Origin of the sequence: Kitasatospora sp. NPDC096204, assembly GCF_044763205.1 — a bacterium.
Classification (GTDB): domain Bacteria; phylum Actinomycetota; class Actinomycetes; order Streptomycetales; family Streptomycetaceae; genus Kitasatospora.
Genome location: NZ_JBIWFT010000059.1, coordinates 31,283 through 45,287, shown reverse-complemented (window position 1 = coordinate 45,287; position 14,005 = coordinate 31,283). Strand labels below are relative to the sequence as shown.

Sequence of the window (14,005 nt, the reverse complement as noted above, 5' to 3'; positions counted from 1 at the left end):
ACACCCGCGTTGAGCGGCACGGCAACCACCGGAATAGGGCGGCCCCGCGCACTGCGTCCTCGCTAGTGTTTGTTTCAAAAGGAATCTCCAACCCCGATCAAGCGATCGAGGCCGGGGATGTCAACATATCTGGCGTTGACTTTTGGCACGCTGTTGAGTTCTCAAGGAACGGACGCTTCCTTCGGACCGCCTTCCAGCGGGCCCTCCGGGCTTCGTTCTTTCGTGTTTCCAGCTTATCAGATGTTTTCCGCTCCGTTTTCCGGAGTTTCATTCATCGGATTCACTTTCCGCTTTGCCGCCCCGGTCTCCCGCGGCGACTCCGGAACTGTACGGGGACGGACCCGCCACATGCAAATCGCCCCTGCCCGGGAGCCCGGGCAGGGGCGATCAGTGCTGATCGGTGCCGATCGGCGCCGGCCGGATCAGGGCCGGCCGGAGTCGGTCAGCGGACCTCGGTGATCTCCGGGCCGCGCGCGAACGGGTCGATCGAGGCGCCGCCGAAGCGGCTGTCACCCTCACCGGCGGCAGCGGCCGCCCCGCCACCGTCGGCGACCATCTGGGCGTCCTCGGGAAGCTTCAGCACGATCGGGTCGCGCGGGGCCATCGGGGACTCGCCGCGCACGACGACCGTCTGGCGGAAGACCTGCTCCAGGATCCCGGCCATCTCCGGCTGCACCGCGGCCTGGCCCGAGATCACACCGCGCAGGAACCAGCGCGGACCGTCGCAGCCGACGAACCGCACCAGCTGCACGCCCTGGGTGCCGTCCGGCAGCTGCACGGGGACCTGGGCGCGGAGGTGCCAGCCGAGCGGGCCCTCCTCCTCCTCGATGAGGCCGCCCTGCGAGGTGATGCCGTTGGCGATCTCCTCCCGGACCTCCCCCCAGATGCCCTCCGACTTCGGGGCCGCGAAGGCCTGGAGCTGGATGGCGCTGTTGCCGAGCACGAGGGTGGCGGCCACGATCGCGTCACCGGCGACCTCGACGCGCAGCTCCATGCCCTCGACGCCGGGGACCAACAGACCCCCGAGGTCGACCCGCCCCTCCTCGGGGTTCTCCAGCTCGGAGTGGTCCCACGGACCGTCCGGCCGCGGGGCCGGCGGCAGGCCGACCTTGTCGGCCGGGTCCAGCTCGGTCACGTTCTCGCTCTCGGCGGAACCTTCGACGTCATCGGCCGTCTCGTCGGCGCTGATGGCGTCGTCGGCGAGCTGCTCGACAGCGTCCTCGCTCTTCTGGCGACGACGGAACACGGTCACTGTCCTTCCCGGTCCAAGACCGATGCGAATACCTGCTCGGCTTCCTGCGAGGCCGCGGGCATGCTAGACCGCGGCGTGGCCGCCGGTCGACCCGAACCCGCCCTCGGCGCGTGCCGACCCAGGCAGCTCCTCCACCTCGTGGAAGCGGGCCTTCTCGACCTGCTGGATGACCAGCTGGGCGATCCGGTCCCCTCGGCGGAAGCTGACCCCCTCGTGCGGGTCCAGATTGACGACGATCACCTTGATCTCTCCACGGTACCCGGCATCGACCGTCCCCGGGGCGTTCACGAGGGCAACGCCGCAACGAGCTGCCAACCCGGACCGGGGGTGGACGAAGGCCGCGTAGCCGTCCGGCAGGGCGATCGCGACGCCGGTGGGCAGCACGGCCCGCTCGCCGGGGGCCAGCTCGGCGTCGACGGTGGTGCGCAGATCGGCGCCGGCGTCCCCGGGCTGCGCGTAGGCGGGCAGCGGCAGCTCGGGGTCGATGCGCTTGATCAGGACGTCCAGCTGCGGGCGGGGGGTGTCGCTCAAGGGTTCACCTCAAAGGCTCGTGCGCGCTTCATCAGATCCGGGTCGTCGAGGACCTTCTCGATGTCCTCGGGACGACCGTGCGTGGTGAAGTGTTCCAGTTTCACCTGGATGAAGAGGGCCTGGGCTCGCACCGCGACGGGCCCGTCCGGACCGCCGATCCGCGCCTCGGCGGCGCTGTAGATCTTCCGTCCGTGCACACCGGTGATCCAGGCGCGCAGGTGCAGCACCGAGTCGACGGGCACCGGGGAGAGGAAGTCGGTCTCCAGCCGGCCGGTCACGGCGGGGGCGTGCAGCAGCCAGTTGAGCGTGCCGAGGGTCTCGTCCATGGCGGTGGTCAGCAGCCCGCCGTGGGCCAGGCCGGGGCCGCCCTGGTGGGCGCCGCGGACGGTGAACTCGGCGGTCACGTCGAGTCCCTCGCCGGCGACCGCGTCGATCCGCAGGCCGCCGGGGTGCTGCGGGCCACAGCCGAAGCAGTGCTCGTAGTGGGAGCCGAGCCGGGTGCCGGGGGCGGGCGCCTGGGGGTGGCGCTCCGGCAGGACGGCGTCCGGCGGCGGGGTGGTCGGGGTCGGCGGTATGGCGGGCGCCGGCCGGTCGGTGGGGGTGCTGGGGGCTGTCGTACCGGTCACGGGGTCCAACCCTACCCAGGGGTAGTGGGCCCTCCGGTGGGGGTGGCGTCCCGGGCCGGACGTCAGGGCGACCACAATGGAGGGCATGTACGACGAACGCCTCACGGTGCCGCGTTCCTGGTGGCTGCTCCCGGTCGCGGTGGGTCTCACGCTCGCGCTGATCCTGATCCGGGTCAGTGGTCCGGCCGCGCTGATCGGGCTGGTGGTGGGCATCGCCGCCGGCGCGGTCGCGATCAGCAGCTACGGCTCGGCCCGCATCCGCGTGGTCCAGGGCTCGCTGGTGGCCGGCCCGGCCCGGATCCCGGTGGACGCGCTCGGCGGCGCGCAGGCGCTGAGCCCCGCCGAGGCGGCGGCCTGGCGCGGCCCGAAGGCCGATCCGCGCGCCTTCATGCTGCTGCGCAGCTACGTCCCGACGGCGCTGCGGATCGAGGTGACCGACCCGGCCGACCCGACGCCGTACCTCTATCTGTCGACCCGCTCGCCGATGAAGCTGGCGGAGGCGCTGGAGGACGCCCGGCGCGGCGCCCGCACCTGAGGCGGGCCCGGGCCGGCCGAGAGCCGGCCGGGCCCCGACACGAGCCGGCCGGAAGGGGCCGGACAAACGGAGAGGGACGGTTCCGCTGATGCGGGACCGTCCCTACGACTTTGTCCTGACCGGCGCGCCGGTCGACTCCGTCCTCCCGGGCCCGTCCGACCGGACGGTTCCCGGATCTGCCGTCCGGCCCCGCTGCCCGGGGCCGGAAGGAGCGGTGTGCCGGTCCCGCGGGCGCAGCCGCGGGCACCGGGCCCTGTCCGCCGCGGTGCTCAGGCGCCGCAGTCCCGGCAGATCGGGTTGCCGTTCTTCTCGCTGTAGAGCTGGCTGCGGTGGTGCACCAGGAAGCAGCTCATGCAGGTGAACTCGTCCGCCTGCTTCGGCAGGACACGGACGGCGAGCTCCTCGTTCGAGAGGTCGGCGCCGGGAAGCTCCATGCCCTCGGCGGCGTCGAACTCGTCGACGTCGACCGAGCTGCCGCCCTTGTCGTTCCGCCGAGCCTTGAGCTCCTCGATGGAGTCCTCGTTGAGCTCGTCGTCAGTCTTGCGTGGGGTGTCGTAGTCGGTTGCCATTTTTCGCTCTCCCCCTCCGGGTTGTGCGGTGTGTGCGGTATCTCCAGCGCACGTAACGCATGGGGGGCCGGTCTTGTGCCCGACCCGAGGCGGAGATTTTGCCTTACTTCAAGCCCTGTTACTCAATCGACACTCAGCCCGGGCTCCATCGGGGTGATCCCCGGGGCCGCCGAAGGCCTCACGCTGGGCCATCGTCAACCCTTCCCGAGCCCGGTGAACCGACCACGCACAGTGAGCGTGACAGCCGCGGGTGTCTGCGAAATCCCTTGCCTACCAGGGACGCCGACCGATTCCGTGGACCGGCCGGGGGTCGGAATCCGGTCACGGACGGCGATCGGCACCCCTGATGGGGCGATAACTCTCCGGGGTCGCCCGAAATCGTGGAGCGACACGGTGTGAGCTTGGTCACGTTAAGAATCTTCCAGGGCAAACCGCAGAAAATCCACCCAGTCCGACCGTTCGGTGCGGCGCCTCAGCCGGCGTTCTTCCGGGCTGCGCGACGCGCCAGCAGGGCGGCCTGGCGCTCCTCGAACTTACGGGCCTGACCGTCCAGCCCGTCCAGGAAGACGCCCAGCTCGTTCTGCGCCAGCAGGCCCTCCGGGCCGAGCCCGCCGATCTCCATCACCTTGAGGTGGCGCAGCACCGGCTGGAGCACGTCGTCGTGGTGGATGCGCAGGTTGTACACCCCGCCGAGGGCGATCTGCGCGGCGGCGCGCTCGAAACCGGGGATTCCGTGGCCGGGCATCCGGAAGTCGGTGACCACGTCGGCGACGGCCCGCATGGCCTGGTCCGGGGCGATCTCCAGGGCGGCCTTCAGGAGGTTCCGGTAGAAGACCATGTGCAGGTTCTCGTCGTTGGCGATCTTCGCCAGCAGCTGCTCGCAGAGCGGGTCGCCGGCGTACTTGCCGGTGTTGCGGTGCGCGATGCGGGTCGCGAGCTCCTGGAAGGCCACGTACGCGACCGAGTGCAGCATGCTGTGCGCGTTGTCGGACTCGAAGCCCTCCGACATGTGGTTCATCCGGGCCCGCTCCAGCTCCACCGGGTCGACGGCCCGGGTGGCGAGCAGGTAGTCGCGAATCGCTATCCCGTGGCGCCCCTCCTCGGCCGTCCAGCGGTGCACCCAGGTACCCCAGGCGCCCTCGCGGCCGAACATGGTCGCGATCTCGTGGTGGTAGCTGGGCAGGTTGTCCTCGGTCAGCAGGTTCACCACCAGCGACACCCGGCCCACGGCCGTCACCTGGGACTGTTCGAGCGACCAGGCCTCGCCGCCGAGCACGCCGTCGAAGTCGCGGCCCTGGCTCCACGGGACGAACTCGTGCGGCATCCATTCCCTGGCCACGCCCAGGTGGCGGTTGAGCTCCTTCTCGACGACCTCTTCGAGGGCGAGGATCAGCCGCGCGTCGGTCCAGCCGCTCGCGACGAGCGGGGAGCTGCTCTGCACAGGGGCGATGGTCACGGTCTTGCTCCTGAGGGGACGGCACGCGCTGGGACGGGCGCGGCGCGCTGGACGGGGACACGTCTTTTCGCACCCGACGGCGGGCTGCCGACGGATTCACCTACGGTTCCGTAGGTTACGACACCGTAAGTTGATCGGGCCGTAAATGACAAGCCGCCCCCGCCAGGCCTTATGTCTTCTTGACGGACCTGACGGGGGCGGCTGGAAACGGTCGCCTGCGGAAGGGGCGTTGGACCCTTACGGAGAGGGGATGCGGACCCTCATGGTGAGGCCGCCGCCGGCGCGCGCCGTGGCCTCGATGGTGCCGCCGTGGGCGCGCACCACCGACCGGACGATGGACAGGCCGAGCCCGACCCCCTTGTCGCTGCGGGTGCGGTCGGCGCCCTTGACCCGGCGGAACGGCTCGAAGATGTGCTCCAGCTCGTACCCGGGCACCACCGGGCCGGTGTTGGAGACCACCAGCTCGCCGCCACCGGGCACCGCGGTGGTGGCCAGCTCGACCCAGCCGCCCGGGGTGTTGTAGCGGACGGCGTTCTGCAGCAGGTTGAGCGCGAGCCGCTCCAGCAGCACACCGTTGCCCGCGGCCACGGCCGGATCGAGCTTCGAGCGCAGCTCGACCTCGCGCTTCTCGGCCTCGCCCCGGGTCTGCTCCAGGGCCCGGGTGGCCACCTCGGACAGCTCCACCGGGCGCCGGTCGGTCAGCGCGTTCTCGCTGCGGGCGAGCAGCAGCAGGCCCTCGACCAGCTGCTCGCTGCGCTCGTTGGTGGCCAGCAGGGTCTTGCCCAGCTGCTGGAGGTCGGGTGAGGCCGCCGGGTCGGAGAGCTGGACCTCCAGCAGGGTGCGGTTGATCGCCAGCGGGGTGCGCAGCTCGTGCGAGGCGTTGGCGACGAAGCGGCGCTGGGAGTCGAACGAGCGGTCCAGTCGGTCCAGCATGTCGTCGAAGGTGTCGGCGAGCTCCTTGAGCTCGTCGTCCGGGCCGTCCAGCTCGATCCGGCGGTGCAGGTCGGAGGAGGCGACGTCGCGGGCGGTGCGGGTGATCCGGCCGAGCGGGCGCAGCACCCGTCCCGCCATCGCGTAGCCCGCCGCGAAGGCGATCACGGCGAGGCAGACCAGCATGGTCAGCGACTTGCGCAGCAGGGTGTTGAGCGCGGAGTCGGAGCGTGCCAGGTAGTCGGCGGCCTGCCACTGGTTGAAGTCCGCGCTGTTCATGTTGCGGACGGCCCCGTCGGGGCTGGTGACCTGGATGTAGTTGTCGAAGCGCAGCTGGCGCGGGGCCAGGTACGAGACGGCGTCCTGGAAGAACACGTACATCAGGAGCAGCAGCACGACGCCGGCCATCAGGAACATCCCGCCGTACAGCAGGGTGAGCCGCATCCGGATGGTGGGGCGGAAGGGCAGCCAGGCGAGCATGCCGTCACCGGGGACGTAGTGCCCCGGGCGGTGGACGCTCGGCGGGGCCAGGGGCTTCGGCGGGACGGCGCGCGGGCCGCCGGCGGGCGCGCCGGAGGGCCCGCCGGCCGGGGGCGGGGTGGTCATGATGGTCCTCTCGGGGCGTCCGCCGGGGCGGGCGCCCGCGGCGGGGAGTCGCGGGGTGGGCGGACTCCGGTCGTCAGATCCGGTAGCCGGAGCCCGGCACGGTGACGATCACCGGCGGGTCGCCGAGCTTGCGGCGCAGCGTCATCACGGTGACGCGCACGACGTTGGTGAACGGGTCGGTGTGCTCGTCCCAGGCCTTCTCCAGGAGCTGCTCCGCCGAGACGACGGCGCCGCCGGCCCGCATCAGCACCTCCAGGACGGCGAACTCCTTGGGGGCGAGCTGGACGGTGCGTCCGTCGCGGATCACCTCGCGCCGGCCGGGGTCGAGCGAGATGCCGGCGCGCTCCAGCACCGGGGGCAGCGGAATGGTCGCGCGGCGGCCCAGCGCCCTTACCCGGGCGACGAGTTCGCTGAAGGCGAACGGCTTCGGAAGGTAGTCGTCCGCGCCGATCTCCAGGCCCTCGACCCGGTCGCTGATGTCGCCGGAGGCGGTCAGCATGATCACCCTGGTGGCCAGGCCCTGCTCGACCACCTTGCGGCAGACGTCGTCCCCGTGGACCAGCGGAAGGTCCCGGTCCAGGACGACGACGTCGTAGTCGTTGACCGCGATGCGCTGGAGCGCGGCCTCCCCGTCGTACACCACGTCGACGGCCATCGCCTCGCGGCGCAGGCCGGTCGCGACGGCCTCGGCAAGCAGCTGCTCGTCCTCGACGACGAGAACCCGCACGGTCGTTGTCCCTTCTCCAGGCCGGCCCCGGAAGCGGACGCACGGCTCCGACGGTGCCTCCATCCTGCCTGGTCCGGCGGTAAAGCAGCGATAAGCTGCCCCACGGGCACGACCCCTGGGTCCCCGGCGGTCACCGTTCGCACCCGTATCACTCCGCTTGGAATGTGACACGGGCAACTTTCTTCCGCCGGGAGGTTTCCCGACCTCCGGGGCGGGGAGGACAGCTGCACACCCGCGATCTGGCTGACGGCCGGTCGCACCCACCCGCCGTGCGTTCATCCGCGCCGGCCCTGGGGCTGGGACATCACCGGGAGCGGCCCGTGGCCGCTCCGCACCCCGTCCGGAGATTCACCACCTTCCGGCTTGGGTGCTTTCACCGGCTGGACCTCCCCGGGGCGGAGAGCGCACGACCGTGCACGTCCGACACAGTAAGGGGGCCCGTATGGACGCCTTCAAGGCCGGAATCCTGCAGCGCATAGCCAACGCCGAGCAGGACCTGCACCGAGCGATCGAGGCCGGGGACGAGTTCCTCGCCGAGGTGGAGCAGTCCGAGCTGGACGACCTCCGCCGACTCGCCGCCGAGCACGGCGTCGACACGGTGCTGGAGCGCCACCGCACCGCTGCCTGACCCGTCCGGCACACCGACCCGTCGCCGGATCTCCGGCACCAGCGGCCCTGCGGGGGCCGTGCGAAACCCAGGCCCTGGCATCCCCCGTATGTCAGGGCTCTTCGCATCCACGGGGCCGCCGCGCCCCGCCCGTGGCTCCGCGGGCGGGCGCGGCGGAACCGGTCAGTCCGCCCAGGCGCGCAGCGCGGCCAGCCGCTCCTGGAGCGGCTCGTACACCCCGGGGGCGGCGGCCACAGTCAGCTCGCCGTCCGGGCCGTGCCCGGGGCGGCCGCCGACCAGGGCACCGGCCTCGGCGGCGATCAGGCAGCCGGCCGCCCGGTCCCAGGGGGCCAGGCCGCGCTCGTAGTAGCCGTCCAGCCGCCCGGCGGCGACGTCGCACAGGTCCACCGCGGCCGCCCCGCCCCGGCGGACGTCCCGCACCTCCGGCATGAGCGCCAGCAGCACCTCGGCCTGCCGGACCCGCACCGACTGGACATAGTTGAAGCCGGTGGCGATCAGCGCCTGGCCCCACGGCGGGGCCGGGCGGGCCGAGAGCGGGCGGCCGTCGAGGCGGGCACCGCGGCCCAGGACGGCGTGGAACAGCTCGCCGCGGGCCGGGGCGTACACCACGCCGACGACCGCCCGGCCGTCCACCTCGGCGGCCACGCTGACCGCCCAGGAGGGCAGCCCGTAAAGGTAGTTGACCGTTCCGTCGAGCGGGTCCACGACCCAGCGGACCCCGCTGGTGCCCGGGCGCTCGGCGCCCTCCTCACCGAGGTAGCCGTCCTCCGGACGGCGGTCGGTGATCAGCTCCAGGACGAGCTTCTCGGAGGCGAGGTCCATCTCGGTGACCACGTCGACCGGGCTGGACTTGGTGCCGGCCACGCCGAGGTCGGCGGGCCGGCCGTCGCGCAGCAGGGCGCCGGCCCGCCGGGCCGCGTCCAGGGCGACCTCCAGCAGGTCGTCGAGGAGCCGGTCGTCGGGCAGGGCGGGGGTGGGCACGGGTTCTCCTCCGGGGCGACGGGACGGGCGGAACGGACGGGACGGGCGGGACGGGCGGGGCCGGCGGTCAGCGCTCGGCGACGGCCGGACGCGGGGCGCGCGGGTTGGGGCAGCAGGCCACCGCGCACACGTCGTGGCTGGGGCCGAGGGTGCCGAGGGCGCAGCGGGTCACCGGCTCGCCGCGCTCGGTGGCGGCCCGCTCCAGGACGAGCTCGCGCACCGCGGCGGCGAACCGGGGGTCGGCGCCGACGGTGGCGGCGCGGGCCACCGGCAGGCCGAGTTCGGCGGCCTTGGCGACGGCCTCGGTGTCGAGGTCGTACTTGACCTCCATGTGGTCGGAGACGAAGCCGATCGGGACCATCACCACGGCGGGCGCCCCGTCGGCGTGCTGGGCCTCCAGGTGGTCGCAGATGTCGGGCTCCAGCCACGGGATGTGCGGGGCGCCACTGCGGCTCTGGTACACCAGCTCCCACGGCCGGTCGGCCACGCCGGTGCGCTCGGCCACCGCGGCGGCGATCAGCCGGGCCACGTCCAGATGCTGGGCGACGTACGCGCCGCCGGGCTCGCCGCGGGCCGGGTCGTCCGGGGCGCCGGAGCTCTCGGCCATGGTCTCCGGGATGGAGTGGGTGGTGAACGCCAGCCGGGCGCCGGGGCGGACGGCCTCGGGCAGCCCGTCCAGGGCGGCCAGGGTGGCGTCGATCACGGGCTGGACGAAGCCGGGGTGGTTGTAGAAGTGCCGCAGCTTGTCGACCCGCAGGGCGGGCACACCCTCCTCGGCCAGCGTGGCCAGCGCGTCGGCCAGGTTCTCCCGGTACTGGCGGCAGCCCGAGTAGCCGGCGTAGGCGCTGGTGGCGAGCACGGCGATCCGGCGGTGGCCGTCGGCGGCCAGCTCCCGCAGGGTGTCGACCAGGTAGGGCGCCCAGTTCCGGTTGCCCCAGTGGACCGGCAGGTCCAGCCCGTGCTCGGCGAAGTCCTTGCGCAGCGCGGCGAGCAGCTCGCGGTTCTGCCCGTTGATCGGGCTGACCCCGCCGAACATGAAGTAGTGCCTGCCCACCTCCTTCAGCCGTTCCCTGGGGATGCCGCGGCCGCGGGTGACGTTCTCCAGGAAGGGGACGACGTCCTCGGGGCCCTCGGGCCCGCCGAAGGACAGCAGCAGCAGGGCGTCGTACGGGGCGGCGCCGGACGGTGAGGGTTTGCGCGCGTCGGACATGGCACCGATCCTGCCACTGAGGGGGCGGGCGCCGTCGCCGGGGCCGCGCGGGCGTCCGGAAAATAACGTTTGCCAACGTACGTAAGCTGTGTTTACCAGCCTTGTTCCTTACTCCCCTGCCCGGAGCTCCCGTGCTGTCCAGCTACCGCCAGATATTCGCCTCCCCCGGCACTCTGGCCTTCTCCTCCACCGGCTTCGTCTCCCGCCTGCCCATCTCCATGACCGGGATCGGCATCGTGACCATGCTGTCCCAGCTCCGAGGCTCCTACGGGGTGGCGGGCCTGGTCTCGGCCTGCCTCGCGATCTCCGCCGCGGTCCTCGGCCCGCAGGTCTCCCGCCTGGTGGACCGGCACGGCCAGCGCAGGATCATCGTCCCCGCCATGGCGATCACCGTCGTCGCGGTCACCGGCCTGCTGCTCTGCGCCCGGCTGGAGGCCCCGGACTGGACGCTGTTCGTCTTCGCCGCCGGCATGGGCGTGATGCCGAGCACCGGCGCGATGGTCCGCGCCCGCTGGGCCCACCTCTACCGCGAGGACACCGGCAAGCTGCACACCGCCTACTCCTTCGAGGCCGTGGTCGACGAGGTCTGCTTCATCGTCGGCCCGATCCTCTCCATCGGCCTGGCCACCTCCGTCTTCCCCGAGGCCGGTGTGCTGCTGGCCGGGATCTTCCTCGCCGTCGGCGTCCTGCTGTTCGCCGGACAGCGCTCCACCGAGCCGCCGATCCACCCGGCCGCCCGGCAGGAGGGCGGCTCGGTGATCCTCAACCGCGGCCTCCAGGTGCTGATCGTGACCTTCGTCGCCACCGGTGCGATCTTCGGCTCGGTCGAGGTGGTCACCGTCGCGTTCGCCGAGGCCCAGGGCCACAAGTCGATCTCCAGCGTGATCCTCGCCCTGTGGGCGCTCGGCTCCTGCCTGGCCGGGGTGGTCTTCGGGACCCTCAAGCTCACCGGCTCGATGGCGGTGCGCTTCCTCGGCGGCGTCCTGTTCATGGCCGTCAGCATGGTCCCGCTGCTGCTGGTCGCCCACGCGGTGCACGGCATCGGCGGGCTGGTCGCGGTCGGCGCGGCGCTGCTGATCGCCGGCATCGCCATCTCCCCCACCCTGATCACCGCGATGGCCCTGGTGGAACGGCTCGTCCCGGCCTCCCAGCTGACCGAGGGCATGACCTGGACCACCACCGGCCTGGCGCTCGGCGTCGCGGTCGGTTCCTCGGCCGCCGGCTGGGTGGTCGACGCCTCCGGCGCCGCCGCGGGCTACTGGGTGCCGCTGGCCGCCGGCCTGCTCGGGGTGGTCGCCGCCCTCGCCGGCCTCGGCCGGCTGCGCGCCGGACTGGCCGCCGCACCCGGCGCCGAGACGGCCGTCCGGGGGGCCGAACGGACCGTAGACGCCGAACGGTGAACTGACTAGTCTCTCGCCCTACCCACGGGGCTACCTGTGGGTAGGGCGGCCGCGCCGCCCCCGACCGCGCCGACCCGTTCGGCCACGGAGCAGGAGGCAGCGCAATGCCCCAGGCCAGCACCGCGACCCCCACCCGGTGGACCAACTGGGCCGGCAACCAGAGCGCCCGGCCCGTCCGGGCCGCCGCCCCCGGCACCGTGGAGGAACTGGCCAAGGAGATCCTGCGGGCCGCCGAACAGGGCCGCACCGTCAAGGCCGTCGGCTCCGGCCACTCCTTCACCTCGATCGCCTCCGCCGGCGACGGCGTCCAGATTCGCCCGCACGCGCTCACCGCCGTCCGCGGGATCGACCGCGAGGCCGGCACCATCACCGTCGAGTCCGGCCTCCCGCTGCACCGGCTCAACCGGGTCCTCGCCGCCGAGGGCCTCTCGCTGACCAACATGGGCGACATCGAGGTCCAGACCGTGGCCGGCGCCACCAGCACCGGCACCCACGGCACCGGCCGCGACTCCGGCTCACTGGCCGCCCAGATCCGCTCCCTGGAGATCGTCCTCGCCGACGGCACCGTCCGGCACTGCTCCCCCACCGAGAACCCCCGGCTCTTCCAGGGCGCCCGGCTCGGGCTCGGCGCCCTCGGCGTGATCACCGCGCTCACCTTCGGCGTCGAGCCGGCCTTCCTGCTCACCGCGCACGAGCAGCCGATGGGCTTCGACGAGGTGCTGGAGCGCCTGGACGACCTCACCGCCGTCAACGAGCACTTCGAGTTCTACTGGTTCCCGCACACCGACCGCTGCTCCACCAAGCGCAACAACCGCAGCCAGGGCCCGGTCGCCCCGCTGCCCCGGTTCAAGGAGTGGCTGGAGGACGACTTCCTCTCCAACACGGTCTGGGAGGGCGCCTGCCGGGTCGGCCGGCGCTTCCCCGGCTCGATCCCCTCGATCGCCTCGCTGGCCAGCCGGGCCTGGTCCGAGCGCAGCTTCACCGACACCGCGTACAAGGTGTTCACCAGCCCGCGCAAGGTCCGCTTCGTGGAGATGGAGTACGCGGTGCCGCGCGCGGCCGTCGGCGAGGTGCTGCGCGAGCTGAAGGCCCTGGTCGAGCGCTCCGACTGGAAGGTCGGCTTCCCGGTCGAGGTGCGCTTCGCCCCCGCCGACGACCTCTGGCTCTCCACCGCCTCCGGCCGGGACAGCGCCTACATCGCCGTCCACCTCTACCGGGGCACCGCCGACCAGGGCTACTTCACCGGCGTCGAACAGCTGATGACCGCCCATCAGGGACGGCCGCACTGGGGCAAGCTGCACACCCGCGACGCCGCGTACCTGGCCGGCGTCTACCCGCACTTCGCCGACTTCACCGCGCTGCGCGACGAGGTCGACCCGCAGCGGGTGTTCGGCAACGACTACCTGCGCCGGGTGCTGGGCGCGTAGCGGTTACGGCGTAGCGGCGGCCGGCGGGGCCTTCGCGGGTTCGTTCGCGGGCTCCTTCACCTGGTCCTTCGCCGGCGTGTCGCCCGACGCCGGCGGCTGCGGGCTCGCCCCGCCGGTGGGCCTGCCGCCGCCCGCCGACGGGGAGGCCCCGGCCGACGGGGTCGTGCTCGGGCCCGCCGAGGGCGAGGCCGTCCCCGTGCCGGTGCTCGGCGTGTCGCCCGGCTCCCGGCTCGGCGCGGTGCTCGCCGGGGCCGAGGCGCCGCCGGACGGCGCGCCGCCCTGGCCGGGCCGGCCACCCGGGGAGGGCCGGTCCACCGGGGCGTCCTGCGGCCGGGAGGACTTGGGCGCCACCGAGCCGCCGAAGGACGTGCCGCTGCCGGACCCGCCCTTGACCGTCGCCGACACCGGCTGCCCGGTGGCGAGTTCGAACGCCAGGATCGGCGTCATCGCCAGCACGAAGACCAGCCCCGACACCGCCGCGTACGTCTTCCAGCCCCACCGCCGACGCGCCCGGACCACCTGCGGCTCGTTCCACTCCGAGGTGATCACCGGCGGCCGCGCCCGCGTCCCGGGCCGCTCGGCCTCCACCGGCACCTGGCGCAGGGTGTTGGCGGCCTGGTTCGGCCCCCGGTCCACCGCCTCGCGCAGCTGCTCGCCGGTCCGCTTGAAGATGTGCTGGAACACGGCACTGCCGGTGGTGGCGCCGACGCTCACCACGGCGGCGCCCAGGATCGTGCCGTACACCCCCAGTTCGGAGGCCAGCAGCGCACCCACCACCGTGGCCAGCGCACTCGCCGCGACCTGAGCCACACTCAGATCGATGCGCCTGCGCTCCTCCTTGGCCTTGCCGCCCTCCTCGGCGGGGCTCCGCTCCGGCATCAACATCCCTCGGTCCGTACGACTGTTCTTCGAGCAAGGCTCTCCATCTTGCCCAAAGAAGGACACAAGGGACGAAAATGCGGTTCTTCGCACCCGGATTGTGTGAAGATGATCACCGTTCATCCGGCGGTGGTCCGCCATTGGGGGAGCGCGCTCTTGAGATTCCCGTGAATCGCGGGAGACTTGAGCGGCGAGCCGCCCCTCTGGATGCCACGAATGGAGTACTGTTCGTAAAGCCCGAGCCTTGG

The 14,005-nt window shown here is 72.6% G+C and carries 13 protein-coding genes and 1 pseudogene; 4 read left to right on the top strand and 10 right to left on the bottom strand.

What is annotated here, in order from left to right:
* Positions 1-442 precede the first annotated feature (442 nt).
* The 3 genes and pseudogenes from ACIQ87_RS38020 to ACIQ87_RS38010 all read right to left on the bottom strand — a co-directional run bounded on the left by ACIQ87_RS38020 (position 443) and on the right by ACIQ87_RS38010 (position 2,358).
* Positions 443-1,246 carry a DUF3710 domain-containing protein gene (locus tag ACIQ87_RS38020; RefSeq protein ID WP_402416378.1) on the bottom strand — a complete coding sequence of 268 codons (804 nt, stop codon included), beginning with the start codon at positions 1,244-1,246 and terminating at the stop codon, positions 443-445.
* A gap of 2 nt (positions 1,247-1,248) precedes the next feature.
* A pseudogene (gene dut, locus ACIQ87_RS38015) lies at positions 1,249-1,783 on the bottom strand (dUTP diphosphatase).
* On the bottom strand, positions 1,780-2,358 hold the full coding sequence (locus ACIQ87_RS38010; RefSeq protein WP_402416393.1) for a PaaI family thioesterase: 579 nt from the start codon (positions 2,356-2,358) through the stop codon (positions 1,780-1,782). Before ACIQ87_RS38010 ends, dut begins: the two are co-directional and overlap by 4 nt.
* 136 nt (positions 2,359-2,494) lie before the next feature.
* On the opposite strand from ACIQ87_RS38010, the gene ACIQ87_RS38005 reads away from it, so the two are divergent.
* Positions 2,495-2,944, top strand: a complete 450-nt coding sequence (locus ACIQ87_RS38005) for a DUF3093 domain-containing protein (protein ID WP_402416375.1) — start codon at positions 2,495-2,497, stop codon at positions 2,942-2,944.
* A 269-nt stretch (positions 2,945-3,213) separates the two neighbouring features.
* Here the strand turns inward: ACIQ87_RS38005 and ACIQ87_RS38000 are convergent, their stop codons facing one another.
* From ACIQ87_RS38000 to ACIQ87_RS37985, 4 genes are all read right to left on the bottom strand, one after another.
* Positions 3,214-3,513 (bottom strand): DUF4193 domain-containing protein, encoded by a 300-nt coding sequence (locus tag ACIQ87_RS38000; RefSeq protein ID WP_030285479.1) that lies wholly within the window; start codon positions 3,511-3,513, stop codon positions 3,214-3,216.
* 472 nt (positions 3,514-3,985) lie between these two features.
* Positions 3,986-4,969, bottom strand: a complete 984-nt coding sequence (locus ACIQ87_RS37995) for an acyl-ACP desaturase (protein ID WP_402416373.1) — start codon at positions 4,967-4,969, stop codon at positions 3,986-3,988.
* A gap of 237 nt (positions 4,970-5,206) precedes the next feature.
* On the bottom strand, positions 5,207-6,505 hold the full coding sequence (locus ACIQ87_RS37990; RefSeq protein WP_402416372.1) for a sensor histidine kinase: 1,299 nt from the start codon (positions 6,503-6,505) through the stop codon (positions 5,207-5,209).
* A gap of 73 nt (positions 6,506-6,578) precedes the next feature.
* Entirely contained in the window at positions 6,579-7,232 is a 654-nt protein-coding gene (locus tag ACIQ87_RS37985; RefSeq protein WP_030057689.1) for a response regulator transcription factor, read from the bottom strand.
* A gap of 442 nt (positions 7,233-7,674) precedes the next feature.
* Here ACIQ87_RS37985 and ACIQ87_RS37980 point away from each other — a divergent pair, with 442 nt between their 5' ends.
* Complete coding sequence (locus tag ACIQ87_RS37980) at positions 7,675-7,860, top strand: hypothetical protein (protein WP_030057688.1); 186 nt, start codon at positions 7,675-7,677, stop codon at positions 7,858-7,860.
* Between the two features lie 162 nt (positions 7,861-8,022).
* On the opposite strand, the gene ACIQ87_RS37975 is transcribed toward ACIQ87_RS37980, so the two are convergent.
* Positions 8,023-8,841 carry an inositol monophosphatase family protein gene (locus ACIQ87_RS37975; protein ID WP_402416369.1) on the bottom strand — a complete coding sequence of 273 codons (819 nt, stop codon included), beginning with the start codon at positions 8,839-8,841 and terminating at the stop codon, positions 8,023-8,025.
* 67 nt (positions 8,842-8,908) lie between these two features.
* On the bottom strand, positions 8,909-10,051 hold the full coding sequence (locus ACIQ87_RS37970; protein ID WP_402416367.1) for a ferrochelatase: 1,143 nt from the start codon (positions 10,049-10,051) through the stop codon (positions 8,909-8,911).
* A 131-nt stretch (positions 10,052-10,182) separates the two neighbouring features.
* Between ACIQ87_RS37970 and ACIQ87_RS37965 the strand changes: the two genes are divergently transcribed.
* Both ACIQ87_RS37965 and ACIQ87_RS37960 read left to right on the top strand, forming a co-directional pair.
* Positions 10,183-11,451, top strand: coding sequence for an MFS transporter (locus tag ACIQ87_RS37965; RefSeq protein ID WP_402416364.1), 1,269 nt, complete (start codon positions 10,183-10,185; stop codon positions 11,449-11,451).
* 104 nt (positions 11,452-11,555) lie between these two features.
* Positions 11,556-12,878 carry a D-arabinono-1,4-lactone oxidase gene (locus tag ACIQ87_RS37960; protein ID WP_402416361.1) on the top strand — a complete coding sequence of 441 codons (1,323 nt, stop codon included), beginning with the start codon at positions 11,556-11,558 and terminating at the stop codon, positions 12,876-12,878.
* Between the two features lie 3 nt (positions 12,879-12,881).
* On the opposite strand, the gene ACIQ87_RS37955 is transcribed toward ACIQ87_RS37960, so the two are convergent.
* Positions 12,882-13,757: a hypothetical protein gene (locus ACIQ87_RS37955; RefSeq protein ID WP_402416358.1), complete on the bottom strand. Its 876-nt coding sequence runs from the start codon at positions 13,755-13,757 to the stop codon at positions 12,882-12,884.
* Positions 13,758-14,005 lie beyond the last annotated feature (248 nt).